Consider the following 25958-nt stretch of genomic DNA (forward strand, 5'->3'; position numbering starts at 1 on the left):
GCGGCATTTATAGGAGAGCGGTCATGCGCAGATGGCTATTAATCGCGCTGCTGCTGGTGTTGGGCATGCTGCAATACCAACTTTGGCTTGGCGATGGCGGCTGGCGCGACTTGCAGCAACTCGAGCAGCGCGTTGCCGCTCAGGAGGCAGAAAATGTGCCCCTGCGCGAGCGCAATGCCAGAATGGCGGCCGAAGTGACCGATCTCAAGGACGGCCTGGACGCGATTGAAGAGCGAGCGCGCAGCGATATGGGCATGGTGCGTACCGACGAGCAGTTTTTCTGGGTGCCAGGCGTTGCCATCGAGGAGGAGTTGGTCGGCATCAACGCCCGCTCGGTGATCAGGCCGGAGTTGCCCGATGAGTGATCCTTTGTGGTTGGTGGTGCCCGCTGCCGGTCAAGGACGCCGCATGGAGGCGGACAGGCCCAAACAGTACCTGACATTGCTGGGCCGCCCGCTGCTTGCCCATACCCTGGAACGCTTGCACAGCGCTTTCCCAAATGCGCGTCTGGTACTCTGCCTTGACGACGACGACCACTGGTTCGCCGAAAAGTGGGTGCCGTTTGCCGATTGGCAGCGTGTCACTGGTGGCGAAGAGCGCATGGACAGTGTGTTCAACGCGCTCACGGCCATCGACGCCGGGGATAACGATCTGGTGCTTGTCCATGATGTCGCCCGCCCCTGCGTGACCCGTGAAGATCTGCTGGCGCTTTACCAGGCCGTGCAGCACCATGCCGCGGGTGCGCTCCTGGCGATGCCGGTGGCTGACACCATGAAACGTGCCAGTCCTGCCGGTGCCAGCCTGCATAGTGAGCCCCGTGACGCACTCTGGCATGCGCTGACGCCCCAGGGTTTCCGTTACGGCCAGCTTTACCGAGCGATAAACGATGCACGAAACCGGCATACGCTGGTGACCGATGAAGCCTCCGCCGTGGAAGCGCTGGGCGATGCTCCCCAACTGGTGTCCGGGCGACGGGATAACCTTAAAGTGACACACCCCGATGATCTGGCACTGGCGGCCGCGATTCTTACGTCACAGCGTGATACCACCGAGAGGAGCCACTAATGCGCATTGGTCATGGATTTGATGTCCACCGGTTTGGTCCCGGCGATCATCTGATGTTGGGCGGGGTAAAGGTAGCGTTTGATAAAGGGTTTATTGCTCACTCCGACGGCGATGTACTGCTGCATGCGGTAAGCGATGCCTTGCTGGGGGCCTGTGCGCTGGGCGACATTGGTCATCATTTCCCGGACACCGACCCGGCATGGAAAGGGGCGGACAGCCGCGATCTCTTGCGCCAGGTTATCGCGTTGGTGCGTGCTGAAGGGTATAACGTCGTCAATATCGATGCCACGGTGATGGCCCAGGCGCCAAAACTGGCCCCCTTCGTGGGCGCCATGCGCGAGGTGATCGCGGCCGATCTGGGTGTGAGCCAGGGCCAGGTGAATGTTAAAGCCACCACTACCGAGCGGTTGGGCTTTACCGGGCGCGGTGAAGGCATCGCTGCCGAAGCGGTGGTGCTGCTCGGCCTGAATGAGAGGCCCCATGCCTGAATTACCCCGCTGGAAGCGCAGCCTGGAAGCGGCACTCGGTCCGCCAAAACCTGGCAGGTTTCGTCTGGCGCCGGATGACTTTTTGGTCGACGAGGTGCTGGATTTTACCCCGGAGGGGCACGGCGAACATCTTTGGCTGAACATTGAAAAGCGCAACCTGACGACCCTGGAGGTCGTTAAAATACTCAGTCAGCGCTGTGACGTTGCACCCCGTGACGTTGGCTATTCGGGGATGAAGGACCGTGTCGCGGTGACTCGCCAATGGTTGAGCGTGCATTTACCCGGCAAGGAAGCCCCTGAGGGGTTGATGCAGGCCCTCGCCGATGGCGGCATCAGCGTTTTGCAGCATGCCCGACACCCGCGCAAGCTGAAGCGTGGCGTGCATCGTTATAACCGATTTCAACTGCGGTTGAGCGGGGAAGCGATAGAGACAGATGACGTTAGCCAGCGTTGGCAGTTGCTATGCGAGCAGGGCGTGCCCAACTACTTTGGGTCGCAACGCTTCGGGCCAGCGGGGCGCAATCTACAGCGCGCAGAAGCATTGTTGGCGCGCGGATGGCGCAAGCGTGACGATCGTCACGGTATTTTGCTGTCCACCGCCCGCAGCTTTCTGTTCAACGAGTTGCTTAGCGAAAGAATTGAGAAAAACCAGTGGCAGCAACCAGTTAACGGCGATACGCTAATGCTTGACGGTACCCAGAGCGTGTTCAATGTTGACCAGGTAGACACCACGCTTTGCGCGCGTGCCGATGCATTGGATGTGCATCCGACAGGTCCCTTGTGGGGCGTCGGCAATATCAGTCAGCAGGCAGCGGGTGACTACGAGGCTGCGCTGTTGGATCGTCATCCGTCGCTGTGCGAGGGCCTGCTGCGCAGCGGAGTCAGGCGCGGCCAGCGGGCATTACGCGTTCGTTTGAGCGAGCCACAGCTAAACCGCGAAGCCCAGAGCGTGGTACTCTCATTCGCTCTGCCTCGCGGCAGTTTCGCCACCGCGGTGGTCAGCGAATTGATCGCGTCACCGGACTGAAGGGGCGCGTGCCGGGACTCGGGCAACCAATTAAGGAGTTTTCCATGCGGCGTTTGCTGCTATCCAACGACGATGGAGTTCATGCGCCGGGGCTCAAGGCGCTTTACGATGCATTGACCAAGCACGCCAATCTGCGTGTCGTTGCCCCGGACCGTGACCGCAGCGGGGCGAGCAACTCGCTGACGCTCTCGCGACCGCTGGCGATGACCGCACTGGACAGCGGGTTCTACAGTGTCGACGGCACGCCGGCGGACTGTGTCTACCTGGGGGTCAACGGCGTGTGGGATGAAAAACCCGACCTGGTGATTTCCGGCATTAACCATGGCGCCAACCTGGGGGACGACGTGCTGTATTCGGGTACGGTTGCCGCTGCCATGGAAGGACGTAATCTGGGCATGTCGGCGATTGCCATGTCGCTCTGCGGCCATCGCCACTTTGCTACGGCCGGCCACCTGGCGGCGAGCCTGGTGGGGGCCGTGGACCAGCTGTCGCTGCCGCCGCGCACACTGCTGAACGTTAACGTGCCCGATGTGCCCTGGGGGGACGTCAAGGGGGTTAAAGTGACGCGACTTGGCTATCGCGGCCCCGCGGAGCAGCCGCTGGCCGTTAAAGACCCGCGTGGGCGCACCCGTTACTGGATTGCCCCGGTGGCTGCCAATGCCGACGATGGTGACGACACTGATTTTGCCGCCGTCGAGGCGGGCTTTGTATCGATTACCCCCTTGCAAACGGATTTAACGCGCCATCAGGCGCTCAACGACGTTCGAGACTGGCTGGATGCATTCGCCTAAACTGTCACCGGAAGAGCTGCGCGGTACCGGAATGACCTCGCAGCGTACCCGTGACCGCATGGTCCAACGCCTGATTCGCCAAGGAATTGGTGACGCACGGGTGCTTGAAGTCATGGCCAGCGAGCCGCGCCATCTTTTTGTGGATGAAGCGCTGGCCCACCGCGCCTACGAAGATACCTCGTTACCCATCGGGTTTGGCCAGACGTTGTCTCAACCGCTTATCGTTGCGCGCATGACCGAGCTGGTGCTGCGTGCTGAACCCAAGCGCGTTCTGGAACTGGGCACTGGTTCTGGCTATCAAACACTTATTCTGGCCCGATTGGTCGATAAGCTGTTTTCCCTTGAGCGTATCGAGGCTCTGCACCGGCGCGCCGCCTTCCGGCTTAGCCGCCTGGGTGCCCGGGCGTCGCTGGCCGTTGCTGACGGCGGTGAAGGCTGGCCCGCCGCCGCGCCATTTGACGTCATTCTGTTGACCGCTTGCGCCCAAACGCTACCAGAACCACTGCTTGAGCAGTTAAGCCCTGATGGCGTCTTGATTGCCCCTCTAGAGGCATCAGACGGCAGCCAGTGGCTTACCCAGATCAAACGCGTCGGTAATGCGTTTGAAAAACGCCGCCTGGAACCGGTTCGTTTTGTTCCATTATTGCAAGGAGTGGTCGATTGAAGCGTCAACCCGTACGATTGTTATTAACCGGAGCCGGGATGGGCGCTGCCGATGCAGTGCCGGGGGTTTCGGGTGGGACCATTGCGTTTATCAGCGGCATTTATGAAGAATTGATCTTAACCATCAAACAGTTCGGCCCAAGCGCCATTGGTGCATGGCGTCGTGGCGGGCTGGGAGGGCTGAGTCAGCACCTTAACCTGGCGTTCCTGGTGCCGCTGCTCGTCGGTATTGTCATCAGCGTTTTCAGTGTGGCGCACCTGGCGCTGTGGTTGATGGAAGCACATCCACTGTTGCTGGATGGTTTTTTCTTTGGTTTGGTGGCTGCTTCGGCCTTTGTTGTGAGTGATTCAGGAACGCGTTTCAAGTTGCGCTACCTGTTCCCGCTAGGGGTTGGCCTGCTGCTGGCTCAATGGCTACCCGGATTGATGCCCCTGGTGTCAACATTGGGTAATGAGTCACTGATATTGATAGTGGCGGGGAGTATTGCCATCAGTGCCATGTTGTTGCCCGGCGTATCAGGAAGTTTTTTACTGCTCACCATGGGGCTTTACGGTACGGTGATGGAAGCTGTGCGCGGCTTTGATTGGGTGACCATCCTGCTGTTTGGGGGCGGCTGCCTCATTGGTCTGGCGCTTTTCTCACGGGTGCTCTCCTGGTTGCTGCGCCGCCATCGTGGCTCAACGCTTCAATTATTGTTAGGTTTCATTATGGGTTCACTGCCCGTGCTCTGGCCGTGGCGAGAACTGGTGCGATACCAACTGGGTAGTGATGGTGAAATGATTCCGTTGGATTATCGATATTTAATGCCCGGTGATTATGCACAGCTAACGGGCGAATCCGCGCAACTCATTGGTGTAATAGCGTTGATGACGTTTGGCGCACTGGTCGTTGTACTGTTGCATCGGCGTGCCCTTGGTCGCACGCCGCCAACGTCTCCCCAAACCGCCTCCGCTGCTGAAAAGGAGTAGGCTTTGCATGCGTAAGATAGTAATGATGTCCGCGCTGGCGTTAGCCGTTGCCGGCTGTGCCAACCAGCAGAGCGGCGGCCCGCAGGTGCGTGATATAAGCGATGCCCGCGACGCGGTCGAGCGCTTCCCCGAGTATCGGGTCAAGGAAGGCGATACCCTTTACGGCATCGCCTGGCAGCATAATCTCGATTATCGCGAAGTGGCTGAACTCAATAACATCGAGCCCCCTTACCGTATCCAGCCTGGGCAGATCATTGCCCTGCGTGAGGGCACGTCTTCAACGTCGGCGAACGCCTCAGCGGGAGCGAATGAAAGCGCCAGTGGTGCGGTGGCAAGAGGTCTTTCGCCCGAGGCGTCTACCCCCGCTTCGAGTGATGATCAGCAAATGGACTGGTTGCTGCCCGATGAGTCAGCCATTGAGCGCAATCAGCGGTTGACGGCTGAGCGTGATGCTGATGACGCCGAGGAAAATGTCACTACGGCTGAGGCATCTGAGACTCAGGCGGCTTCTGATTCAGCCCCCGATCAACCTCGGGCTGAGCAAACTCAGCCCGAGCAGGCTGAAGCGCAAACAGCGCCGGAACCTGAAGCCGAAACGGCCCCAGAGCAGGCGACGGCCGCTCCTGAGGATTCGACACCTGACCGCGACGGCCGCACTTATACACCAGCCGAAACCATTGATTGGCAGTGGCCGAGCGATGGCAATGTGGTGGGCGAGTTTGGCCAGGGCGATAGCATCACCGCCGGTATTGATATCGCTGGTGAAAAGGGGCAACCTGTAAGAGCCGCCGGTTCTGGCATTGTGGTATATGCAGGCAGCGGTGTGCGCGGTTACGGTAATCTCATCCTGCTCAAACACAACGATGAATTTCTCAGCGCTTATGCGCATAACGACAGCCTTAATGTCAGCGAGAACGACGTTGTGGAAGCCGGTGAGGTCATTGCCACTATGGGCGATAGTGACGCGGAAGACGTGAGACTGCATTTCGAGGTACGCCGCGAAGGGCAACCACAAGATCCCCTGGAGTTTCTACCGTCACGCTAACCGGTATCAGCCATTTGCAACGTGCGTTGCCACGACTCATTCGACAGGTAACGGCGTGAACGCTTTGTATAACAATAACGATGGGAAGCCCAAGCGACCCATTTGGTTTTTTAAGGGCGGATAGGCGATATAACGGGGGTAAGACGCATGAGTATGCTGGAAAAAGATCTACAGGAAGTAGACCTGAACGCTGTGGAAGAAGCACTTGACGACGGTGAGGATGTCGTTGCCGCCGAGGAGGCCTTCGAAAAAGCGTTAGGGCGCGAGGACCGTCAGCATCAAAGTCTTGATGCCACACAAATTTACCTCAATGAAATTGGCTTTTCGCCACTGCTGACGCCTGAAGAGGAAGTCTATTACGGGCGACTGGCCCGCAAGGGCGATCCGCTGGGGCGTTCGCGGATGATTGAGTCGAACCTTCGCCTGGTGGTGAAGATTGCCCGTCGCTATCTTAATCGTGGCTTGACCCTGCTGGACCTGATTGAGGAAGGTAATCTGGGGCTGATTCGAGCCGTCGAAAAATTCGACCCCGAACGTGGCTTCCGCTTTTCGACCTACGCTACCTGGTGGATCCGGCAAACCATCGAACGGGCGCTGATGAACCAGACACGTACCATTCGCTTGCCGATCCATGTGGTCAAGGAGCTTAACATCTACTTGCGGGCAGCCCGTGAGTTGACGCAAAAGCTCGACCACGAAGCCACGGCGGAAGAAATCGCCGAGCATCTCGACAAGCCGGTAGGCACGGTGAAAAAGATGCTGGGGCTTAACGAAAGGGTCTCGTCGGTTGATTACCCCATGGGCGGCGAAAGCGACAAACCCCTCATCGACACGCTCTCTGATGAGGAAGACCATGGCCCCGAGGCTTCCCTGGTAGATGGTGATGTCAAGGAGCATGTTGACCACTGGCTCGACGAGCTCAATGAGAAACAGCGCGAGGTGGTGGTGCGGCGTTTTGGTTTGCGCGGCCATGAAGCGGCCACTCTCGAGGAAGTGGGTGCCGAGATCGGCTTGACCCGAGAAAGGGTACGTCAGATTCAGGTAGAGGCGCTGAAGAAATTACGTCGGTCGCTGGAGAAACAGGGGCTGTCGCTGTCGTCGATTTTTGAAAGTTAACGGCCTTCCTTCAACTCCCGTTAATTTTCCCAACACCGGGCCATGTGCCCGGTGACTTTATTTAGTCATAATGATGAACCCTGATTAGAAGCAACAAGCGAGAAAGCCCAATGCGCCCGCTGGTGGCCCATATTGATCTAGACGCGTTGCGTCATAACTATCAGCTGGCGTGTCAGTGCGCGCCACATAGCCGATCGGTCGCCGTCATCAAGGCAAACGCCTATGGCCACGGCGCGCTTGAGTGCGCGCGTGCCCTGGCCGCGGATGCTTCCGCGTTCGCCGTGGCGTGCCTGGAAGAAGCAGTGACACTGCGGGAAGGCGGGATCACCACACCCATTATCCTGCTGGAAGGTATCTTCAGCACCGACGAGTTGGCGTGGGTGGATGAACACCGGCTATGGATGGCGGTGCACAGTGCATGGCAGGTTGAGGCGCTGCTAGCCTTTTCGCCGCGTGAGCCGATTCCTGTCTGGGTCAAGGTAGACTCCGGCATGCACCGGCTGGGGTTTGCCCCGGAGGACGTCAGCAATGTCTGGGCGCAGCTGAGCGAGGCGCCGCAGGCATCGTCGCTGCACTTGATGAGCCACTTTGCCACGGCGGATGCCGCTGACAGTCGCTATTTTCAACAGCAGATGACGCGGTTGCAAGCGCTTGCCACGACACTCGATGCGCCGCTGTGTCTGGCGAACTCCCCCGCGACCCTTGCCTGGCCGGTGTCCCACGGGGCCTGGAATCGCCCCGGTATTATGCTGTATGGCAGCAATCCGTTGGAAACCGCTACGCCTGCCACGGACTCGTTGCGTCCGGTAATGACGCTGCGCTCTGAAATCATTGCCCTGCGTGACGTTGAGGCGGGTGAGCCGGTGGGCTACGGCGGGCGCTGGCGGGCACCGCGACGCTCCCGCATCGCGGTAGTCGCCGGAGGCTATGGCGATGGCTATGACCGCCACGCCCAGGATGGCACACCGGTGCTGGTCAATGGCCAGCATTGTCCGCTGGTCGGCAAGGTCTCGATGGATATGTTCACGGTGGATGTCAGCGGGGTGGCGGATGCCGTCATTGGCAGTGAAGTGGTACTGTGGGGGCGCGCAAGCAATGGCGCAGTGCTGTCGATCGATGACGTCGCCCGTCACTGCGATACCATCAGCTATACCCTGCTGACTGGGGTGTTGCCCCGTGTACCGCGCCGTTATCATGGCGCTTTTGGTTAAATGGCGAGGCGCATGTCACGATCAACCTATCCCCGTTCTTTCGCGCACCCGCGCTTTTGGTTCACCTGGATGGCCATTGCTGGCATGCACATTGCGGCATGGCTACCCTGGCGGCTGAACATTGCCCTCGGTTCGGGTATCGGGCGCTTGGCCTGGCGGTTTGCCAAGCGCCGTCGTCATATTACCGATGTCAACATAGCGCTATGTTTTCCCGAAAAAAGCCCTGACGAACAGCGTAGACTGGTAAAGCAAACCTTTATCGCCAATGGCATCGGGCTGATGGAAACCGCCGTTGCGTGGTGCCGCAGCCCCGAGGATTTTCGACATCGAGTCGCGTGCATCGGCGAAGAAAACCTTGCCAGGGCCCAGGCGCAGGGTAAGGGCGTTCTGATTATTGGCGTGCATTTTTCGCCGCTGGATTTGGGGGGCGCGCTGCATTCGCTGTTTTTTCATTCGGACGCGGTCTACCGCCCGCATAATAACCCGCTTTTCGACCGCTTCATGACCCGCGCTCGCCTGAGGGTGTTCGATCAGATGATTCATCGTCATGACCTGCGCAGCGTCATACGGCGGCTGAAAGCCGGGCATTCGGTATGGTATTCACCCGACCAGGACTTTGGTCGTGATGCCAGCGTATTTGCCCCGTTTTTTGGTCAGCAGGCTGCGACGGTGCGGTTAACCGCCAAAATTGCGCGGATGACCGGGGCGCAAGTCGTGCCGTTGATTTTCTACCGCAACCCCGATGACCGTACCTACACCTACGAGTGGCTACCCGCGCTCGAGGGATATCCCAGCAACGATGAAGTGGTCGATGCCACGCGGGTCAATGCGTTTATCGAGCAGGCGATTCGGCAGCACCCCGAGCAGTATCTCTGGTTGCATCGGCGCTTCAAGACCCGGCCTGAGGGTGAGCCGGGACTTTACTAGCAGAGCGCTCTCAGTCGAGGTTGCGCGAGTAGAAGATCTCGAGCATTTCCTTGCGCAGACGGTCTTCTATATCGCGCGCTTCTTCAAAGGTGATATCCCGGCTCGAGGTGCCGAACAGGTAGTTATCCAGTTCGAAGTCCTTGAGCAGCATCTTGGTGTGGAACATGTTTTCCTGATACACGTTCACGTCGATCATTTGATAGGCGTGCTTGGTGTCTTCGGCCAGGTAATCCTGGATCGAGGTGATGTCGTGGTCGATAAACAGCTTTTTGCCATCTACGTCACGGGTAAAGCCGCGAACACGGTAATCCATCGTCACGATATCGGAGTCAAAGCTGTGGATCAGATAGTTCAGCGCCTTGAGGGGACTGATATGGCCACAGGTCGAGACATCGATATCCAGGCGGAAAGTGCTGATGCCGTTATCCGGGTGGGACTCAGGGTAGCTGTGCACCGTGACATGGCTTTTATCCAGGTGAGCGACCACGGTTTCGGGGAGCGGCCCCGGCCCGGGTTCTGTTTGCTCGGGATCCGTCTCATCCAGCTCATGTTCAGCAATCAGAATCGTCACGCTGGCGCCGTGGGGCTCATAATCCTGGCGTGAAATGTTCAGTACATGGGCGCCAATGATGTTGGTCACGTCTTTAAGAATCTGTGTCAGCCGTTCGGCATTGTAGAGCTCATCGATGTAATCGATATAAGCCGCACGCTGCTCTTCTGTCTTGGCGTAACAGATGTCGTAAATGTTGAAGCTTAGCGAGCTGGTCAGGTTGTTAAACCCGTGGAGTCGGAGATTGTCTGACACGTCCGAGCCTCCCTTTGGCAGATGAAAACACCCCGACGAGCCAACGCCGGAACCGGTCATGCGTTAGCGACGCATGATGATGAGCACTCAATTCAACACCTGATAATCCCAGGCGCTCAACAAGCGGGCGTATTATGCCCGCCCCAGGCGCGGGATGCATCCAGCAGGGCAAGTTTTTTGGCCTGCTTACCGAAGCTTGAACGCTTTTCAATGCAAAGGCGCTCAGGCGTCGACGATCTCGTAGGAATGGGTGATCTCGACGCCGCCGTTGGTCAGCATGATCGATGCACTGCAGTATTTCTCCGCAGATAGCTCGACGGCACGCTGGACCTGTTTTTCTTTCAGTGCGCGGCCGGTGACCACGAAGTGCACATGAATGCGCGTGAACACCGAAGGCACGCTATCGGCCCGCTCAGCGTCAAGCTCCGCCACGCAGTCGGTGACGTCGGCGCGGGCCTTGTCGAGAATATTCAGAATATCAAACGCCGTGCAACTGCCCATGCCCATTAGCAGCATTTCCATGGGCCTCGGGCCGGTATTGCGGCCGCCATGGTCGGGCGGGCCATCAATCACCACGCTGTGGCCGCTGCCCGATTCAGCGACGAACTGGCGGCCATCTGTCCATTTTACGCGTGCTTTCACGTTGCTCTCCTTATTCAGGCGGCTGGCTGACAAAAAGTAAGTCGCGCAGCATAACATCTCTTACCTGGTTCGCACTGCACTGTCTTATTGTGGCCTCATTGTGACGGCCAGCCACCTTCGGCAATCATCATGCAACCATCCACGCTAGGGTTATAAATATATACCCAGGCCTTGCCGAAACGGGTCGTGAGCAGCTGGCGCTGATACTCGCCCTGTTCAGGCGCCCCGTGGCGGTGATCTTCCAGCTCGTCGAGCCGGGCGAGCTGGCTGGCCGTCACGCGATAAATCTCAAGGCTAATGCCGCGCGATGTCTGCCATTTTGCGCCGGGGTAGGGTCCTATATCGTAGAGGGTCAGTGCCGTGCAGGTATCGCCACCCAGCCGAGTCGCTGTCGACAGCCAGTGAGCGTTATTCAAGCCTTTCTTAAGCGTACCGTATACCGCTACCAGGGATGTAGTGGTCACTGCGGCTTCCAGGTGTCTGGCGGTCATCGCACACCTCGTCGGTCTTGCAGGTGAGTGTCCAGCTCGGCAAGGCGTTCCGGGGTGCCCACATCGACCCAGTGCTGTGCGGTGTATTCGCCGCTGACGCGCTGGCTGTCGATGGCGTGTTTCAGCAGCGGCGCCAGGGCAAAGGCGCCTGCCGGGTGATTCGCCACCAGCGCCGGGCGGATCAGGCTGATACCCGCGAAGGTGAGGAACGGGGGAGGGCCTTGATGCACCCGACCGTCACGCAAGGCAAAATCCCCGTCGAGGTGATGCCCGGGGTTATCCACCAGCACCAAGTGCGCCAGGTCCTCCTTGGCTAGCGCCTTCGCATCGGGCAGGTGATCGCACCAGACATCGCCATTGATGAGTAAAAACGGGTTCTCGCCGAGTAGAGGCAATGCCTGACGAATACCGCCGCCGGTCTCAAGCGGCGTGGCTTCTCGGCTCCACTGAATCTGGACCCCATGGGCGTGGCCGTCGCCCAACGCCTCGATAATCTGCTCCCCGCGGTAGCTGACGTTGATCACGACCTGGTCAATGCCGACGCGTTTGAGCCGTTCAAGGTGGTGCACAATGAGCGGCTTACCGGCGACGGTCAGTAAGGGTTTGGGGCAGTGGTCGGTGAGTGGACGCATGCGCTTGCCGAGACCGGCGGCCAGAATCATTGCCTTCATTGGCCTACCTCGCTTAAACGTGCAGTGATGGCGGGGCGTAAGGTGTTGGACGCCCATTGGGCGAACTCGGCATGGGCAGGCAGCCCGGCCAGGCTGTCGTCCAGGTGGTCCAGGAAGTGTGGCAGGCGCGCCAGATAACCTGCTTTTTGGTCGCGCAGGGTAAGACGGCAGAAAATGCCAAGCACTTTAAGGGTGCGCTGGGCGGCCATTGCCTGGCTCTGGGCGAGAAAAGTGTCAGCATCAAGGTGCTGCGACAGGCGACCATCCTGTTGAGCCTGTGAGTGAAAGTTGCGAATGAACGTCGTAAATTGCTGTTTGCTGAAACGCTGGTAGCGTCCCCGCAGCAGCGAGATGGCATCGTAGCTGATCGGACCGGCGACGGCGTCCTGGAAGTCGATCATGTAGAGGCGTTGATCCAACACCATCAAATTCATGGCGTCGAAGTCGCGGTGCACGCAGACCACGGGTTGGGCCAGGGACTGTTCAATTAGCTCGGCCCGCAACGCCGTCCAGTTCTCGGGCGTCGGGATGCCCAGCCATGCATTGAGACACCACTCGGGAAACAGGTCGAGTTCCCGGCCCAATAGTGCGGCGTCATAAACGGGCAACGCCTCGGGGGAAACACGATTTTGCAAATCGGCAATCAGCGATAGGGCCTGATTATGATAGCCTCTAATACGCGCATCATCAGTAAACAGCTCTTGTAAGGGTGTGCTACCCAGATCGTCCAGCAGTAAGAAACCCTGCTCCAGGTCGGCCGCGTGTATCCGAGGGACAGGTAATCCTGCGCTGCGCCAGCGTCGGGCGATGGTCACGAACGGTTGACTATCTTCCTGCTGGGGCGGGGCATCCATGACCACCCGGGTCGTGCTGTCGGGTAGCGTGAGCCGGAAATAGCGCCGAAAACTGGCGTCACCCCCGGCCGGGGCAAGGGAAATAGTGTCTATGGAAAGACCGTGTTGTTGCGCGGCCCATGAAATAAGGGCGTTAATCCGCGATGAAGACATGCAAGCTCCTAGCTGGTCGGGCATGATGCGGACTGTATAATACCGATTCTCGATGCCAAGGATAACGAACATGGGCAAGCGATTTTCGCGCGCGGTGCCAGTGGCGCAAACATTGATGGGCAGTTTGTTGGCAAGCGCCTCTTTTTCCGTTGTCGCGCAGAGCGAGCCGCTCTCGGCGGAGGCGCTGGACTGGCAGCCATGGGGACGAGAAGAAGCCGCAACCCAACTATGCCGTGGACGTTACGTGATGCCCGGCTACCGCCTGGCGGAACAGGACAACCCCGAAACCCTGGCGGCCGAAGCCACCGAAGCGGATTACGACATCGACGGTCAGACGATTCTGCGTGGTGACGTGGTATTGCGGCGTGCCGACCAGGAGGTGGAAGCGGAGCGTGTCAGCATGCCCGCTGACCGTGAACGGGTGAACGCCGAGGGCAATATTGCGCTGCGAGATGGCACTTCCCTGGTGCGTGGACATACCGCTGAGATAATGCTTAACGAAGATCGCACGCAGTTGGACGATAGCCAGTTCGTGCTGTACGACCAGCACTTGCGCGGTCAGGCCGTTCAGTTGGAACAGCTGGAGGAAGACCAGTACCGCCTGGTGGATGCCCGCTTTACGACATGCGACCCCGGTGAAAATACCTGGCACCTCGTCAGCAGTGATATCCGTCTGGACCAAGCCAAAGGGTTTGGTACCGCGCGTAACGCACGTCTGGAAATCAAGGACGTGCCTGTTATGTACGTTCCATGGGTGCGCTTTCCGATCGACGACCGTCGCCATACCGGACTGCTGACCCCCGCGATTAGCGTATCTGGCGACGGTATCGACTATACCCAGCCGTTTTACTGGAACATCGCGCCCAACCGTGATGCGACGATCACGCCACGCTGGATGAGTGATCATGGCCTGCTGCTGAACGGTGAGTTCCGCTATCTGCTGGAAGAGAGCGCTGGTACGCTGGAGGCTGGCTATCTAAACAGCGATAACGGTGGGTCGGGCGGCGCCGAAAACCGCTTTAAGGGCGATGACCGCTGGTACCTTGAAGCTCAGCATGCCGGACGTGTCAATCCGCGTAGCGATTACCGCTTGCGCTACGGTGCCGCCAGCGACGGGCGTTATTTCGACGACTTTGGCGGCGAGTTTGGCAGCAGCGATCGTGCCAGTATGGAGCGTCTGGCGCAGGTCGATTACCGTGGTGAACGCTGGCAGCTGGATGCCCGGGCTCAGGGCTTCCAGCGTCTGGATGACCCGCTTAATGAGCGCGACAAGCCTTTCTACCGCCTGCCGAGCTTGACGGCTAACGCCCGTTGGCAATTGGGTAGTGGTTTTTACAGCCAGTGGCGATCCAACGCGACCTATTTCTGGCGTGATGTTAACGAACAACAAGTCATTGAGCGCGAGTCAGCGATAGGTAGCCGCCTGCACCTTACCCCCGCTGTGGGCTGGCGTTTCGATCGCCCTTGGGGGTATGTGGAACCGCGCACGGAACTGTGGCACACCAATTATCAGTTGGACTACGGTAACCGGATGACCGAGAACAGCGAATCGCCGAGCCGCAGTATCCTGGTGACGTCCGTGGACAGTGGCCTGGTGTTTGAACGTGAACTGGCCCTCGGGGGGCGTGACTACCGCCAGACCCTGGAGCCGCGCCTGAACTACGCCTATGTGCCCCGCACAGACCAGAGTGAGTTGCCTGACTTTGATAGCAGTGAGAGACCCTTTTCCTGGAACCAGCTTTGGTCCGCCCAACGGTTTTCCGGCGCCGATCGGGTAGGTGATTTGAACCGACTGTCGTTGGGGGTTGAGTCACGGGTGCTTGAAGATGAGACCGGCCGCAACCGGCTATCCGTTGGCGTAGGTCAGAGCATCTACTTCGACGAGCGGCGGATTGATATCGAAGGCAACGCTGATACGCTACCGCCACGCACCGACGATGAGCGATATTACCAGGCCACCCGTGATCGCTCGCCGTTGGTTACCCGGGTTGACTGGCAGATTAATGATCGCTGGAGTACCGGTTACGAGTGGCTCTACGACGATAATCGAGAACGTACTGAAAGCTCTACCGTCGACCTCCGCTATCGTCACCCTCAGGGCCACGTAGTGAACCTTGGCTACCGTTGGGAAATCGAAGATTTTGACCCTGGCGTAGAGCCCAGCGATGACAACTTCCGCAACTACAATCGTGAAGAATGGGATTTGTCCTTTGCCTGGAAGGCCAGTCCACAGATTGATCTGATCGGCCGGTATCTTCACGATCAAACCAATGACCGCTCGCTCGAGCAACTGGCGGGCGTTCAGTGGAACGACTGTTGTTACGGCCTGCAGTTGGTATGGCGTGAGTGGATCGATGACAGTGACACGGCCCGTATCGATGACGACTTCAATGACCGCGGGATTTTCCTGCGCTTTGTGTTCCGTGGTTTAGGCGGCGTGGGCCAGAATGCCGATGGATTCTTTGAACAAGCCATCCCGGGTTACCGCCCGACGCCTTTATAAATTTAGCCGTTAGAATGGCGACTGATATAGAGACTGATGTTATGAAATTGAGAAAGACCTTGTTCGCCCGCGCCCCTCTGCTTTCGCTGGGAGCCGCGTTGGCCTTTTGCCTGGCAGCAGCCGTGCCGCTGAGTGCTCAGGCCCAGGCCTCTGCGCCCACTGAGCGCCAGTCGCTGGACCGTGTGGTCGCTGTGGTCAACGACGGCGTTATTATGCGCAGTGAGCTGGATAACCGACTGGCGCAGATCGAGAGCCAGGCGCAGTCCCGGGGGGAATCACTTCCCTCTCGCCAACAGCTGGAATCACAGGTGCTGGAACGCATGGTGGTTGAGGAAATTCAGTTGCAGATGGCCCGCGATGCCAACATCACCATCGATGATACCGAGCTGAATCGGCAAGTTCGCGCCATCGCCGAATCCAACAACATGAGCCTTGACGAGTTTGCCGATGCGGTGGAAGCCGATGGCATGACGCTGGCCAGTGTCCGTGAGGACGTGCGTAGGGAAATGTTGATACGCCGAGTTCAACAGAGACAAGTCGCCAACCGGGTCAATGTCAGCGACAGCGAGGTTGACCGCTATTTGAGCCAGCAGATGGGACAGGTAGGCGAAGAAGCCGTTATTCAGGAGACCCGAGCTCGTCATGTGCTCATCGAGCTAACCCCCACCCGCGGTGAGAACCAGGCGCGGGCGCAAGCCGAGAACGTGCGCGAAAGAATTGCGCAGGGCGAAGATTTCGCCACGGTGGCCCGAGAAATGAGCGACGACGATGGCAGTGCGCTTAATGGGGGTAACCTTGGCTGGTTACGCCCTGGGCAGACAGTACCCGCGTTTGAAGAAGCCATGAGCGGGCTGTCGATTAACCAGCTCTCTGAACCTGTCCGCTCGCAGTTCGGCTATCACGTTATCCAGGTGCTGGATCGCCGCCAGCAAAACGTGACCCAGGAAGCCCAGCGCGAAGAAGTGCGCCAATCGATTTTTCAGCGCCGCGCCAATCAGGAGCTGGAAACCTGGCAGCAGCAAATCCGTTCGCAAGCCTTCGTTGACATTCGTCTTTGATGAAAGCTCGTTGCCCAGCGCCATTGGCGATCACCACCGGTGAACCTGCCGGTATCGGGCCTGAACTGACGCTGATGTTGGCAGCCCAGGGGGCCTTGCCCGCCGGTAGTGTCGCGATAGGTGACCCGCGGATGCTGCGGCAACGCGCCTCGGCCTTGTCGCTTGAGGTCGATATCATTGAGGTGTCGCCGTCGCAAACGCTGCCAGCGCAGCGGTCGACAACGCTGCCGGTCTGGCCGGTTGAACTTGCCGAATCTGCGGTGCCCGGCGAGCTCAACACCGCGAATAGTCGCTACGTGCTTGAGACATTGGCGCTTGCCGTGACGGCTTGTCAGGCTGGGCAAGCGGCGGCGATGGTCACCGCGCCGTTGCATAAAGGCGTGATTATCGATGCAGGTTTCTCGGGGTTTACCGGACACACCGAGTGGCTACGCGACGCCTGCGGCGTTGACGAGGTGGTCATGATGTTAGCCACCGATCGAGCCCTGCACGCTCAAGCGCCTGGTTGGCAGGGCAGCGGTGACATGCGCGTGGCGCTCGCTACCACGCACTTACCGCTGCGTGAGGTGGCGGATGCCATTACCTTTGAGCGTATTGTGCGTATCAGTCGTTTGCTGGATGCCGATCTGCGCCAGCAGTTTGGCTTGGCCGCGCCGCGAATAGCGGTATGTGGCTTGAATCCCCATGCCGGTGAAGGTGGTCACCTGGGGCGCGAGGAATTGGATATTATCATTCCGGCCCTTGATGCGCTGTGTCAGGAAGGCATGGCGATTACCGGCCCTTTCCCCGCCGATACGCTGTTTACGCCGCGCCATCTGGCTGGTGTCGATGCTGTCCTGGCCATGTATCATGATCAGGGGTTGGCGGTGCTTAAATATGCAGGCTTTGGGCAGGCCGCCAATATCACACTGGGCTTGCCGCTGGTGCGTACCTCTGTTGATCATGGCACGGCGTTAACGCTGGCAGGCAAGGGCATTGCCGATCCCGGTAGCCTGCAAGTGGCGCTATCGTTGGCGCGCCGCCTCGCCGACCAGCGCGCCGTCTCGTCGGGCTAGTACCGCGCGACGCAACAATCTAGTTATCCAGGCTTTTTGGCCAACGACCGACCCCCAAGGAATCGTGTTAGATGTCTCACGCGCCCCAGCAGCACCGCGCCCGCAAACGTTTTGGTCAGAACTTTCTCCGTGACCTGGGGATCATTTCGCGCATCGTGCGTGCCATTGGCCCGCGCGAAGGTGATCGACTGATTGAAATTGGCCCGGGTCAGGGCGCGCTCACCGAGCCGCTGATAGAAGCCGCCGGTGCGCTGGAGGTTATCGAGCTCGACCGTGACCTGATTCCAGGCCTGCGCGTGCAGTTTTTCAACTATCCAGATTTTGTCATCCATGAAGGCGACGCGCTGAAATTCGATTTTGCCGCCCTCAAAGGCGATGGCCCCGGGCTACGTGTGGTGGGCAACCTGCCCTACAACATCTCGACGCCGCTGATTGTGCATTTGCTGACCATGGGCAGTGCCATTGCCGATATGCATTTCATGCTGCAAAAAGAGGTGGTGGAGCGTCTGGCGGCTGAGCCTGGCGGCCCTGACTGGGGGCGCTTATCGGTCATGGCTCAGTATTACTGTCAGATCGAGCAGCTTTTTATTGTCCCGCCTGAGGCCTTTGTGCCACGTCCAAGTGTCGACTCAGCTATAGTCCGCCTCACCCCCCACGCGACGCTGCCCCATACGGCCGATGACCCCGAGTTGCTGTTTGAGCTGGTCAAGCTTGCCTTCGGTCAGCGCCGCAAAACCCTGCGCAATAACCTGAAAGGGCGGGTGGGTGCCGATGTATTGGAAACGCTTGGCATCGACCCGGTACGCCGCCCGCAAACGCTGACGGTGGCTGAATTCGTGGCGATCGCCAACTGTGTGGCAGCGAAAGAAGGGGGTGTCACGCAATGAGCGACTTGGCGATCAATGTCACGGTGACCCCCGAATACCGCGCTGAAGAGTCGAGCGAGGCAGAATCACGCTTCGTATTCAGTTATACCGTCAGCGTGCACAACGGCAGTCCACACAGTGTTCAACTGATGGCACGCTACTGGAAAATCACGCATGGCAGTGGCGAACACCAGGAAGTGCGCGGCAAGGGCGTGGTGGGGCAGCAACCGCTGATCGGCCCGGGCCAGCAGTTTCGTTATACCAGCCGTGCCATGTTGCAGACGCCCGTAGGGGTCATGGAAGGCGTCTACACCTTGCTGGATACCTCAACCCAGCGGGTCTTTGAAGTGTCGATTCCTACCTTTCGACTTGCGGTACCTTATCAACTGCACTAATGACTCATGACCTGAAAGGCCTTCAACAATGAGCACCTATGCGATTGGCGATCTGCACGGCTGTTATGGCGAATGGATGGCCTTGCTAGACACGCTCGGTTTCAACCCGGAGCAGGATACCCTCTGGCTGGTCGGCGACCTGGTCAACCGGGGGCCTGACTCTCTGGCCTGCCTGCGCGAAGCTGAAAGATTGGGCAGTCGCGTTCGCTGTGTACTGGGTAATCATGACTTTCACCTGCTGGTAGCCGCGCGCGGCGGCGGCAAGGTCAAGAAGAATGCCAGTCTGGAGGCCGTGTTGAATGCGCCTGACCGCGAGCGTTTGCTCGATTGGCTTCAGGGTCAGCCATTGGCGGTGAGTGAAGGGAGCCGGCTGATGACCCATGCAGGTCTGTTGCCCCAATGGGACCTTGCTCAGGTGATATCACTTTCTGATGAGGTGCAGGCGGCATTAGTCAGCGAGACCTCAGGGCGCTTTTTAAACCAGCTCTACGGTAACCACCCGGCTCGTTGGGACAACGCGCTTGACGGCATGGATCGTCTGCGTTGCATTGTCAATGTGCTCACCCGCATGCGCTTTATCGATGCAGAGGGGTGCCTGGATTTCGAAGCCAATCAGGGGCTTGAAACGGCACCCGCAGGGTTTGCGCCGTGGTTCCAATTCCCCCGCGACGACGATCCTCAATTGCTGTTTGGTCACTGGGCGGCACTCGGTGGAGAGACGCCTGGTGCCCGTGTGCGAGTTGACGCCCTGGATACCGGCTGCGCCTGGGGCGGGAAGCTGACCGCTCTTGACCTGGAGACCGGCGCGCGTACCAGTGTGCCAAGCCATAAATTACAGGGCTCGCCGCGATGACGGGCGGCAGCGATCCGCGTATCGCCGGACTTGATGTTTACCGAGTGGGTGGGGCGGTGCGCGACAGGCTATTGGGCTGGCCGGTCTATGACAACGACTGGGTAGTCGTGGGCACTACGCCCGATGAGATGCTCAAGCGAGGGTTCAAGCCAGTGGGGCGCGACTTTCCGGTGTTTCTCCATCCTGAGAGCGCTGAAGAATACGCTCTGGCACGCACTGAGCGAAAAGCGGGGCACGGCTATGCAGGTTTTAAAGTGATCGCCAGCCCTGACGTCAGCCTTGAGGACGACTTGCTGCGTCGCGATCTGACCGTCAATGCGATCGCGGAAGCACCTGATGGTACGCTGATCGATCCTTTTGACGGCCAGCAGGACATTGAACAGCGACAGCTACGGCATGTCTCCCCAGCGTTTCGCGAAGATCCGCTGCGTGTGTTACGTACGGCGCGCTTTCTAGCACGCTATAGAACGCTGGGCTTTGCGATTGCGCCGGAGACGATGGCGTTGATGGGGGAGGTCAGCCGCAGCGGTGAGCTGGCCTATTTGGCCGCTGAGCGGGTATGGCGGGAAACCGAAAAAGCCTTGGCCGAAGCGCGGCCGGCGAGCTACTTCACCACACTTGACCAGTGTGGTGCGCTGACGACCTGGTGGCCTGAATTAACGCGGGGCAGCTTGGGTGATTGTCTCAACGCTATGTCGCTGGGGGTGAATGATGATGCGCTGGCCGGTGCCGAATGGCGCTATGCGTTGTTGGTTTCGCCGCTGGACGATGCCGCGCGCGAGTCGCTGGCCAGGCGGTTACGGTTGCCGAATGCGGTAGCGCAGCTAGCGCGGCATGCCGCCCTGAGTCGTCACCTGGTGGGAGGAACGCTGGATGCCGCAGCGGTGTCTCACTGGCTCGAGCGCCTCGATGCCTGGCGGAAGCCCTCTCAGGTATATACCCAGTTGACGCTGGTGGCGGCGTTGGCGCCGGAGCATGTTGACGCATTGAACGCCGCTTGGCAGGCCGCGCAACAGGTAAGTCCTCAGTCGTTGATGGCAGAAGGTTTCCAGGGAGCCGAACTGGGCGCTGCGCTAAAAGAGCGCCGTCACATGGCGATCGACAAGACGCTCAATTGACGTGTGGCCGGGCTTAGCGGGCCAGCGCCTGACGCAGTGGTGGGTCGGCCTGGGAAATCCATGTGCCTTGCCATTCGAAATCAATTGCCCATAAGCGCTGAGCGCCCAGTTCAAAGGCTGCCCAGAGCGTTGCATAAGGGGTGCGACAGTGGGGATGGCAGTGTGTGGGCAGGAGTTCGGCCAAGGGCTGCAAGACAAAGGCATTGTAGTTGATTTCGGCGCGGGGAAGCGTGATCCCGTCAACGATGCCGCAGGCGTCACCCACCGTCAGCAGGTCGATATCTAGCGCGCGGGGGCTGTATTTTGCCGTGTCGGGCGTTCGGCCATGGTTGGCCTCCAGTTGTTTGGCCCAGGCCTGTAGCTCACCGGGTGTCCAGTCGCTATGAAACGCCACCACCAGGTTGAAAAAATTGCGCCGATCACTGAAGCCAACGGGTTCGCTCTCGAACACCCGGGATACCTCAAGCGAACCGAAGGTGTCGGCGAGCGCATCAAGGCATAAGCGAATGTGTCTGGCGGGCTCGATATTGCTGCCCAGGCTCACGGTCACTAAGCTCATTGGGTGGTTGCTCCGGTTTCGTCGGGGAGCGTGCCGCGGGTGATTTCCAGGCCGACACTGCGTGCATTGGGGATGGCGCCGGGCTTGTGGACGATAAGTCGCAGCCAACTGATCGGGAAATCATTGCGCAGGCAGGCGGCCAGGCGCTCGGCGAAGGTTTCCACCAGAGCAAACTGATGAGTATCAGCAAACTGTTGAATACGCTGGCAAATGGCAGCGTAATCCAGCGTGAGCCGAAGGTCATCGGTGGCCGCCGCCGAGCGAATATCGGTCGCCAGCGTTAAATCCAGACGCAGTGACTGATGAATGGTGCGCTCCCATTCGTAGACGCCAATAATGGTATCTACCTCAAGCGCTTCGATGAAAATGCGGTCCATGAGCCTTCCCCAACACAACGAGCGAGCGATTGTACGTGAGCAGAGCGCTCAGCAACAGTAGCCAACGCGAGCACAATGGCATGATATGGATACTAGTGGGATATGCGAGCGGTAGCTGGCTGGCGGCACTTAGCGTCTGCCGCTGGGCAGGGGTGCCCGACCCCCGGCAGCACGGCTCGCACAACCCAGGCTTTTCCAACGTGCTGCGCCTGTACGGCGCCCGTCTGGCGGCAGCCACGCTGCTGCTGGATGCGCTGAAAGGCATGCCGGCGGTGCTCGCCGCCAAGCTGCTGGGCTTTCCCGTCTGGCTTCAGGGGATGGTGGGGTTGGCCGTCTTGCTGGGCCACAGCTACCCGTTATGGCATGGGTTTCGCGGTGGCAAGGCAGTCGCCAGTGCGTTCGGCGTGCTACTGGTATTGGTGCCCGCTGTGGCGCTAATCAGTGCCCTGGTCTGGGCCCTGCTTGCCTGGCGGCTGAAAACAGCCGCGCTGGCATCGCTTTGGAGCGCTATGCTGGCGCCGCTGGTATGCAGCTGGCTGGCACCATCTTATGTGCTGGTGGTTGGCGGGTTCAGCTTGCTGGTGCTGACCCGTCATGCGTTGAATATTCGTCGGCTGAAGCGCGGTGAGGAGCCGCCATTTGGCGGCGCCTGAGAGGCGGCGGCTAAGGCGTGGTCGGTGCCGCCAGGTCGGCGAGCGGCCAGCGCGGTGTGGCCTGCATGATGCCGCTTGCGTCCTGCTCGCCAGCGACGAGTCGCTGGGCACCCACATAGGCGATCATGGCACCGTTATCAGTACAAAAACGTCCGCGCGGATAGTAGGCCTTTGCCTGGCGTTTTTCACAGGCCTGGGCGAGCCGTTCGCGGAGACGATGATTGGCGCTTACACCGCCCGCCACGACCAGCCGCTTAAGGCCGGTTTGATCCAGCGCCCGACGGCACTTGATGACCAGGGTGTCGACAACTGCTTCTTCAAAGGCGCGGGCAACGTCAGCCCGGGCCTGGTCGTCCAGCTTGTCTGCCGTTTCCAGCTGGCGAATAGCGGTGAGGGTGTGGGTCTTCAGCCCGGAAAAGCTGAAGTCCAGTCCCGGGCGGTCGGTCATTGGGCGGGGAAAGCGAAAACGCTCAGGGTTCCCTTGTTCGGCCAGCGCCGCCACGTGGGGGCCGCCCGGGTAGGCCAGTCCGAGCATTTTGGCGGCTTTGTCGAAGGCTTCGCCAGCGGCATCGTCCACCGACTCGCCGAGAAGCTGGTAGTGGCCTAGCCCCTGCACGTTTACCAGTTGGGTGTGGCCGCCGGACACCAGCAGCGCCACAAACGGGAAGTCGGGGGCGTCGTCCTCGAGCATGGGAGCCAGTAAGTGGCCTTCCATGTGATGCACCCCAAGCACGGGAATGCCCAGTCCGCGGGCCATGCCATGGGCGGTGCTGGCGCCCACCATTAACGCGCCGACCAGGCCAGGTCCAGCGGTATAGGCGATACCATCAAGGTCGTGGCGCTCGAGCCCGGCGTCGGCAAGAACTTGCTCAATAAGTGGTAGCAGTTTGCGGGTATGGTCGCGTGAGGCCAGTTCTGGCACAACGCCACCGTAATCGGTGTGCATGGCAATTTGGCTGTAAAGCGCATCGGCGAGCAGACCTTGGCCGCCGGTCAGCGACGTATCGTAAATGGCGACGCCGGTTTCATCGCAGGACGTTTCAATGCCCAGTACGCGCATAGGACAATAACTCTGTGAAAAAATAGGTGGCCTATTCTAGCATTCCTAATGGCGAGTGGGTGTTAGCATTTGCAAAGCGTGCCCAGCAGGATTAGAATATTGTGCGCTGTAAAACTGAGTCGTGCACTGTGCTCGCATACATGCGTAACGGTGTGCGTACTATCCGAACTCAAGACTCCTTAAGGTAGGTGAGTGCTTAATGCCTTCTGTAAAAGTACGTGATAACGAGCCGTTTGACGTCGCCCTGCGTCGCTTCAAGCGTTCTTGCGAAAAAGCCGGCGTTCTCTCTGAAGTACGTCGTCGCGAGCACTATGAGAAGCCGACTGCTGAGCGCAAGCGCAAAGCGGCTGCGGCCGTAAAACGTCACGCCAAGAAAGTTCAGCGTGAACAAAAGCGTTTCGAACGGCTCTATTGATCCGTACCGAAACACGCTATGTCACTCATGGTGTGTTTCTAGAGGGATGTCGAGCGGCCGCCATCTAGGTGGCCGCTTGTTTTGCGTTTATCCAAGCGTGTCTAAGGTGATCAGGCATCGTCCCTCATGACGATAGTGTCTGATGACATTAGGTTCGCGAATCAGCGCCCCGCGCGAGGATGCCTGCATCCATGGCTGGCCAAATTCCACAGCGTTTTATCGACGATCTTCTCGGCCGCGTTGATGTGGTGGAAGTGGTTGGTGAGCGTGTACAGCTAAAAAAAGCAGGTCGCAACTACTCGGGCCTATGTCCTTTCCATCAAGAAAAAACCCCTTCGTTTACGGTGAGCGCTGACAAGCAGTTCTATCACTGCTTTGGCTGTGGGGCACACGGCAATGCGCTGCGTTTTTTGATGGAATACTACAAACTGCCGTTTCCCGAGGCGGTTGAGCAGTTGGCTGGGCGCTTGGGGGTTGAAGTGCCCCGAGAAGGGGCTGACGATCCGCGCGCCCAGCAACGCGAAAAAAAGCGTAAAGAAGGCGTTAATCTGCTTGAGCTTGCCGCCAGCTTTTACCGCGAGCGGCTGAAAATGCAGGAAGGGCAGGACGCCAAGCAGTATTTGCACGAACGCGGTCTTTCCAGTGATGTCATCAGTGACTACGGCATTGGCTATGCACCAGGGGGCTGGGAAGCGCTCAAGCAACACCTGAGCGAGCGGGGTATCAGTGAGTCGGTGCAGATTGAATATGGTCTGTTGATTCACCGTGAAGACACAGGGCGCACTTACGACCGCTTTCGTGACCGGGTAATGTTCCCGATCCGTGATCTGCGCGGTCGTACAATCGCTTTCGGTGGTCGGGTAATGGGTGACGGTCAGCCCAAGTACCTTAACTCTCCGGAAACGCCCGTGTTTCATAAAGGGCGGGAGCTCTATGGCCTTTATGAAGCCCGCCAAGCCTCCAGCAGGCTTGAGCAACTGGTGATGGTCGAGGGCTATATGGACGTTGTCGCCCTGGCGCAATATGGCATTCATAATGCCGTGGCCACTCTTGGTACGGCCACCACGGAAGATCACTTGAGTCGCCTCTTCCGGCTCGTCGGGCGCGTTGTTTTTTGCTTTGACGGCGACCGGGCTGGCCGCGAGGCGGCAAGTCGGGCACTCGAAACCGCGCTGCCGATGATGATCGACGGCCGAGAGGCGCGGTTCTTGTTTCTGCCGGAAGGCGATGACCCGGATACGCTGGTGCGCCGCGAGGGGACCGAGGCTTTTCAGGACCGTGTCACCTGTGCAATGCCGCTGTCTGAGTTTCTCTTCGAGCGGGCAGCCCAGGGCCGTGACCTGAATACCGTGGAGGGGCGCGAACGGTTTGCCAGTGGGGTGCTTGAGGCGTTGAACAAAGTGCCGGATGGCATGCTCAAATCATTGCTGCTCGAGGCGCTTGCCAAGCGTAGTGGTTTGGCCCAGGAGCAGTTGAAAGAACTGCTTGAAAAGCGTGTCGAGGCGGCAGCGCGCCAGCAACAGACTCGCGGGGAGTCGGTGGAGCCCTCCGGTACTGCAGGCTCTGGGAAGGAAGTCGCACCAGCGCGTCGGACGGTTCGTGAACAAGCGCTGTCGCCGGTTGGGCGAATTGTACAGCTACTGCTTCACGAACCCGGCCTGGTGGCGAGCCTGCCAGAGAGTGACGCCTGGTTGCCGGATAGTGACGGGCCGGAAGGCGCTGATGTGCGTCTCTGTCGAGAGCTGCTGGCGCTCCTGCGGGCTGGGCGTTATCGCAGTCCCCAGGTGGTTTTGGCGCATTTTCAGGGCAGTTCGGAAGGGGCGCGGTTAGCCTTTTTTGCTCAGCAAGAATTGTTGATTTCAAAAGCGTCTCGCGAGACAGAGCTAGCTGGGTTGGTGGCGCACTTGGATTATGTGCGGCGTCAGCAATCTCCGCAGGAGGAATACGATGCCTTGCTTGCTCGGGAGCGCGAGGGTCAAAAGCTTGATAAAGCCCAGAAGCGACGGATTCAAGAATTGCTAATGGAGCTGTCTCAGCGACCACATTGACGCTACATGTTAAAGAAGCGGGTTGAATTATCAACGTGCCGCCTCCAGATCAAGTCCCACGGATAAAAAAGCGGCTAACC

29 protein-coding genes are annotated in these 25958 nt (G+C 59.2%); 21 read left to right on the forward strand and 8 right to left on the reverse strand.

Features of this window, described 5'->3' with window-relative positions:
* Positions 1–23: 23 nt before the first annotated feature.
* The 11 genes from ftsB (at position 24) to lpxL (ending at position 9302) form a co-directional block, all read left to right on the forward strand.
* A complete protein-coding gene (gene ftsB, locus QC816_RS01130; protein WP_085917207.1) occupies positions 24–365 on the forward strand; it encodes a cell division protein FtsB in 342 nt (113 codons plus the stop codon).
* Entirely contained in the window at positions 358–1065 is a 708-nt protein-coding gene (gene ispD / locus QC816_RS01135; protein ID WP_309780599.1) for a 2-C-methyl-D-erythritol 4-phosphate cytidylyltransferase, read from the forward strand. The genes ftsB and ispD overlap by 8 nt, the downstream gene beginning before the upstream one ends.
* Positions 1065–1553 (forward strand): 2-C-methyl-D-erythritol 2,4-cyclodiphosphate synthase, encoded by a 489-nt coding sequence (ispF, locus tag QC816_RS01140; protein WP_085917209.1) that lies wholly within the window; start codon positions 1065–1067, stop codon positions 1551–1553. Before ispD ends, ispF begins: the two co-directional genes overlap by 1 nt.
* Complete coding sequence (gene truD, locus QC816_RS01145; RefSeq protein WP_309780600.1) at positions 1546–2580, forward strand: tRNA pseudouridine(13) synthase TruD; 1035 nt, start codon at positions 1546–1548, stop codon at positions 2578–2580. Before ispF ends, truD begins: the two co-directional genes overlap by 8 nt.
* 44 nt (positions 2581–2624) lie before the next feature.
* On the forward strand, positions 2625–3371 hold the full coding sequence (surE, locus tag QC816_RS01150; protein WP_085917211.1) for a 5'/3'-nucleotidase SurE: 747 nt from the start codon (positions 2625–2627) through the stop codon (positions 3369–3371).
* Positions 3358–4035, forward strand: coding sequence for a protein-L-isoaspartate(D-aspartate) O-methyltransferase (locus QC816_RS01155; RefSeq protein ID WP_199283901.1), 678 nt, complete (start codon positions 3358–3360; stop codon positions 4033–4035). The genes surE and QC816_RS01155 overlap by 14 nt, the downstream gene beginning before the upstream one ends.
* Positions 4032–5003: a DUF368 domain-containing protein gene (locus QC816_RS01160; RefSeq protein WP_199283900.1), complete on the forward strand. Its 972-nt coding sequence runs from the start codon at positions 4032–4034 to the stop codon at positions 5001–5003. Before QC816_RS01155 ends, QC816_RS01160 begins: the two co-directional genes overlap by 4 nt.
* 7 nt (positions 5004–5010) lie before the next feature.
* Positions 5011–6048 carry a peptidoglycan DD-metalloendopeptidase family protein gene (locus QC816_RS01165; protein WP_309780601.1) on the forward strand — a complete coding sequence of 346 codons (1038 nt, stop codon included), beginning with the start codon at positions 5011–5013 and terminating at the stop codon, positions 6046–6048.
* Between the two features lie 147 nt (positions 6049–6195).
* Entirely contained in the window at positions 6196–7164 is a 969-nt protein-coding gene (gene rpoS / locus QC816_RS01170; RefSeq protein ID WP_085917215.1) for an RNA polymerase sigma factor RpoS, read from the forward strand.
* Positions 7165–7274: 110 nt separating this feature from the next.
* The gene (alr, locus tag QC816_RS01175) at positions 7275–8375 is read left to right on the forward strand and encodes an alanine racemase (protein ID WP_199283898.1); all 1101 of its coding nucleotides are present in this window, start codon (positions 7275–7277) and stop codon (positions 8373–8375) included.
* Between the two features lie 12 nt (positions 8376–8387).
* Positions 8388–9302 carry an LpxL/LpxP family Kdo(2)-lipid IV(A) lauroyl/palmitoleoyl acyltransferase gene (lpxL, locus tag QC816_RS01180; protein WP_085917217.1) on the forward strand — a complete coding sequence of 305 codons (915 nt, stop codon included), beginning with the start codon at positions 8388–8390 and terminating at the stop codon, positions 9300–9302.
* A 10-nt stretch (positions 9303–9312) separates the two neighbouring features.
* Here the strand turns inward: lpxL and speD are convergent, their stop codons facing one another.
* From speD to QC816_RS01205, 5 genes are all read right to left on the reverse strand, one after another.
* A complete protein-coding gene (gene speD / locus QC816_RS01185) occupies positions 9313–10107 on the reverse strand; it encodes an adenosylmethionine decarboxylase (protein WP_085917218.1) in 795 nt (264 codons plus the stop codon).
* Positions 10108–10329: 222 nt separating this feature from the next.
* Positions 10330–10749 (reverse strand): OsmC family protein, encoded by a 420-nt coding sequence (locus QC816_RS01190; protein ID WP_066319734.1) that lies wholly within the window; start codon positions 10747–10749, stop codon positions 10330–10332.
* 95 nt (positions 10750–10844) lie between these two features.
* On the reverse strand, positions 10845–11240 hold the full coding sequence (locus QC816_RS01195) for a gamma-glutamylcyclotransferase family protein (protein WP_309780602.1): 396 nt from the start codon (positions 11238–11240) through the stop codon (positions 10845–10847).
* Positions 11237–11911, reverse strand: coding sequence for an N-acetylmuramate alpha-1-phosphate uridylyltransferase MurU (murU, locus tag QC816_RS01200; protein WP_309780603.1), 675 nt, complete (start codon positions 11909–11911; stop codon positions 11237–11239). Before murU ends, QC816_RS01195 begins: the two co-directional genes overlap by 4 nt.
* Positions 11908–12918, reverse strand: coding sequence for an aminoglycoside phosphotransferase family protein (locus QC816_RS01205; RefSeq protein ID WP_309780604.1), 1011 nt, complete (start codon positions 12916–12918; stop codon positions 11908–11910). Before QC816_RS01205 ends, murU begins: the two co-directional genes overlap by 4 nt.
* 70 nt (positions 12919–12988) lie before the next feature.
* Between QC816_RS01205 and QC816_RS01210 the strand changes: the two genes are divergently transcribed.
* The 7 genes from QC816_RS01210 (at position 12989) to QC816_RS01240 (ending at position 20766) form a co-directional block, all read left to right on the forward strand.
* Positions 12989–15421 (forward strand): LPS-assembly protein LptD, encoded by a 2433-nt coding sequence (locus QC816_RS01210; RefSeq protein WP_309780605.1) that lies wholly within the window; start codon positions 12989–12991, stop codon positions 15419–15421.
* 41 nt (positions 15422–15462) lie between these two features.
* Positions 15463–16479, forward strand: coding sequence for a peptidylprolyl isomerase (locus tag QC816_RS01215; RefSeq protein ID WP_309780606.1), 1017 nt, complete (start codon positions 15463–15465; stop codon positions 16477–16479).
* Positions 16479–17534, forward strand: coding sequence for a 4-hydroxythreonine-4-phosphate dehydrogenase PdxA (gene pdxA, locus QC816_RS01220; RefSeq protein ID WP_309780607.1), 1056 nt, complete (start codon positions 16479–16481; stop codon positions 17532–17534). Before QC816_RS01215 ends, pdxA begins: the two co-directional genes overlap by 1 nt.
* Positions 17535–17605: 71 nt before the next feature.
* Positions 17606–18421, forward strand: coding sequence for a 16S rRNA (adenine(1518)-N(6)/adenine(1519)-N(6))-dimethyltransferase RsmA (rsmA, locus tag QC816_RS01225; protein ID WP_309780608.1), 816 nt, complete (start codon positions 17606–17608; stop codon positions 18419–18421).
* On the forward strand, positions 18418–18795 hold the full coding sequence (gene apaG, locus QC816_RS01230; RefSeq protein ID WP_309780609.1) for a Co2+/Mg2+ efflux protein ApaG: 378 nt from the start codon (positions 18418–18420) through the stop codon (positions 18793–18795). Before rsmA ends, apaG begins: the two co-directional genes overlap by 4 nt.
* Positions 18796–18823: 28 nt before the next feature.
* A complete protein-coding gene (locus QC816_RS01235) occupies positions 18824–19648 on the forward strand; it encodes a symmetrical bis(5'-nucleosyl)-tetraphosphatase (RefSeq protein WP_309780610.1) in 825 nt (274 codons plus the stop codon).
* The gene (locus QC816_RS01240) at positions 19645–20766 is read left to right on the forward strand and encodes a tRNA nucleotidyltransferase/poly(A) polymerase-related protein (protein ID WP_309780611.1); all 1122 of its coding nucleotides are present in this window, start codon (positions 19645–19647) and stop codon (positions 20764–20766) included. The genes QC816_RS01235 and QC816_RS01240 overlap by 4 nt, the downstream gene beginning before the upstream one ends.
* A gap of 13 nt (positions 20767–20779) precedes the next feature.
* Here QC816_RS01240 and folK read toward each other — a convergent pair whose 3' ends face one another.
* Entirely contained in the window at positions 20780–21325 is a 546-nt protein-coding gene (gene folK, locus QC816_RS01245) for a 2-amino-4-hydroxy-6-hydroxymethyldihydropteridine diphosphokinase (protein WP_309780612.1), read from the reverse strand.
* Positions 21322–21702, reverse strand: coding sequence for a dihydroneopterin aldolase (gene folB, locus QC816_RS01250; RefSeq protein ID WP_085917231.1), 381 nt, complete (start codon positions 21700–21702; stop codon positions 21322–21324). The genes folK and folB overlap by 4 nt, the downstream gene beginning before the upstream one ends.
* 80 nt (positions 21703–21782) lie before the next feature.
* On the opposite strand from folB, the gene plsY reads away from it, so the two are divergent.
* Positions 21783–22355 carry a glycerol-3-phosphate 1-O-acyltransferase PlsY gene (gene plsY, locus QC816_RS01255; RefSeq protein WP_309780613.1) on the forward strand — a complete coding sequence of 191 codons (573 nt, stop codon included), beginning with the start codon at positions 21783–21785 and terminating at the stop codon, positions 22353–22355.
* Positions 22356–22365: 10 nt separating this feature from the next.
* Here plsY and tsaD read toward each other — a convergent pair whose 3' ends face one another.
* A complete protein-coding gene (gene tsaD / locus QC816_RS01260; RefSeq protein ID WP_085917232.1) occupies positions 22366–23415 on the reverse strand; it encodes a tRNA (adenosine(37)-N6)-threonylcarbamoyltransferase complex transferase subunit TsaD in 1050 nt (349 codons plus the stop codon).
* Positions 23416–23614: 199 nt separating this feature from the next.
* On the opposite strand from tsaD, the gene rpsU reads away from it, so the two are divergent.
* Together rpsU and dnaG are read left to right on the forward strand one after the other, a co-directional pair.
* A complete protein-coding gene (gene rpsU / locus QC816_RS01265) occupies positions 23615–23830 on the forward strand; it encodes a 30S ribosomal protein S21 (RefSeq protein WP_008956349.1) in 216 nt (71 codons plus the stop codon).
* A gap of 191 nt (positions 23831–24021) precedes the next feature.
* The gene (dnaG, locus tag QC816_RS01270; protein WP_309780614.1) at positions 24022–25878 is read left to right on the forward strand and encodes a DNA primase; all 1857 of its coding nucleotides are present in this window, start codon (positions 24022–24024) and stop codon (positions 25876–25878) included.
* Positions 25879–25958: the final 80 nt, after the last annotated feature.

Origin of the sequence: Vreelandella janggokensis (assembly GCF_031451615.1) — a bacterium.
Taxonomy (GTDB): domain Bacteria; phylum Pseudomonadota; class Gammaproteobacteria; order Pseudomonadales; family Halomonadaceae; genus Vreelandella; species Vreelandella janggokensis.

What these genes read in the sequence shown, in the direction of transcription:
- lpxL (WP_085917217.1), top strand. Translation starts at nt 8,388, where the DNA reads ATGTCACGATCAACCTATCCCCGTTCTTTCGCGCACCCGCGCTTTTGG.
- truD (WP_309780600.1), top strand. Translation starts at nt 1,546, where the DNA reads ATGCCTGAATTACCCCGCTGGAAGCGCAGCCTGGAAGCGGCACTCGGT.
- apaG (WP_309780609.1), top strand. Translation starts at nt 18,418, where the DNA reads ATGAGCGACTTGGCGATCAATGTCACGGTGACCCCCGAATACCGCGCT.
- murU (WP_309780603.1), bottom strand. Translation starts at nt 11,911, where the DNA reads ATGAAGGCAATGATTCTGGCCGCCGGTCTCGGCAAGCGCATGCGTCCA.
- tsaD (WP_085917232.1), bottom strand. Translation starts at nt 23,415, where the DNA reads ATGCGCGTACTGGGCATTGAAACGTCCTGCGATGAAACCGGCGTCGCC.
- pdxA (WP_309780607.1), top strand. Translation starts at nt 16,479, where the DNA reads ATGAAAGCTCGTTGCCCAGCGCCATTGGCGATCACCACCGGTGAACCT.
- QC816_RS01240 (WP_309780611.1), top strand. Translation starts at nt 19,645, where the DNA reads ATGACGGGCGGCAGCGATCCGCGTATCGCCGGACTTGATGTTTACCGA.
- ftsB (WP_085917207.1), top strand. Translation starts at nt 24, where the DNA reads ATGCGCAGATGGCTATTAATCGCGCTGCTGCTGGTGTTGGGCATGCTG.
- plsY (WP_309780613.1), top strand. Translation starts at nt 21,783, where the DNA reads ATGATATGGATACTAGTGGGATATGCGAGCGGTAGCTGGCTGGCGGCA.
- folB (WP_085917231.1), bottom strand. Translation starts at nt 21,702, where the DNA reads ATGGACCGCATTTTCATCGAAGCGCTTGAGGTAGATACCATTATTGGC.
- dnaG (WP_309780614.1), top strand. Translation starts at nt 24,022, where the DNA reads ATGGCTGGCCAAATTCCACAGCGTTTTATCGACGATCTTCTCGGCCGC.
- alr (WP_199283898.1), top strand. Translation starts at nt 7,275, where the DNA reads ATGCGCCCGCTGGTGGCCCATATTGATCTAGACGCGTTGCGTCATAAC.
- folK (WP_309780612.1), bottom strand. Translation starts at nt 21,325, where the DNA reads ATGAGCTTAGTGACCGTGAGCCTGGGCAGCAATATCGAGCCCGCCAGA.
- QC816_RS01215 (WP_309780606.1), top strand. Translation starts at nt 15,463, where the DNA reads ATGAAATTGAGAAAGACCTTGTTCGCCCGCGCCCCTCTGCTTTCGCTG.
- QC816_RS01210 (WP_309780605.1), top strand. Translation starts at nt 12,989, where the DNA reads ATGGGCAAGCGATTTTCGCGCGCGGTGCCAGTGGCGCAAACATTGATG.
- QC816_RS01195 (WP_309780602.1), bottom strand. Translation starts at nt 11,240, where the DNA reads ATGACCGCCAGACACCTGGAAGCCGCAGTGACCACTACATCCCTGGTA.
- QC816_RS01165 (WP_309780601.1), top strand. Translation starts at nt 5,011, where the DNA reads ATGCGTAAGATAGTAATGATGTCCGCGCTGGCGTTAGCCGTTGCCGGC.
- ispD (WP_309780599.1), top strand. Translation starts at nt 358, where the DNA reads ATGAGTGATCCTTTGTGGTTGGTGGTGCCCGCTGCCGGTCAAGGACGC.
- QC816_RS01155 (WP_199283901.1), top strand. Translation starts at nt 3,358, where the DNA reads ATGCATTCGCCTAAACTGTCACCGGAAGAGCTGCGCGGTACCGGAATG.
- QC816_RS01235 (WP_309780610.1), top strand. Translation starts at nt 18,824, where the DNA reads ATGAGCACCTATGCGATTGGCGATCTGCACGGCTGTTATGGCGAATGG.
- rsmA (WP_309780608.1), top strand. Translation starts at nt 17,606, where the DNA reads ATGTCTCACGCGCCCCAGCAGCACCGCGCCCGCAAACGTTTTGGTCAG.
- ispF (WP_085917209.1), top strand. Translation starts at nt 1,065, where the DNA reads ATGCGCATTGGTCATGGATTTGATGTCCACCGGTTTGGTCCCGGCGAT.
- rpoS (WP_085917215.1), top strand. Translation starts at nt 6,196, where the DNA reads ATGAGTATGCTGGAAAAAGATCTACAGGAAGTAGACCTGAACGCTGTG.
- QC816_RS01205 (WP_309780604.1), bottom strand. Translation starts at nt 12,918, where the DNA reads ATGTCTTCATCGCGGATTAACGCCCTTATTTCATGGGCCGCGCAACAA.
- rpsU (WP_008956349.1), top strand. Translation starts at nt 23,615, where the DNA reads ATGCCTTCTGTAAAAGTACGTGATAACGAGCCGTTTGACGTCGCCCTG.
- surE (WP_085917211.1), top strand. Translation starts at nt 2,625, where the DNA reads ATGCGGCGTTTGCTGCTATCCAACGACGATGGAGTTCATGCGCCGGGG.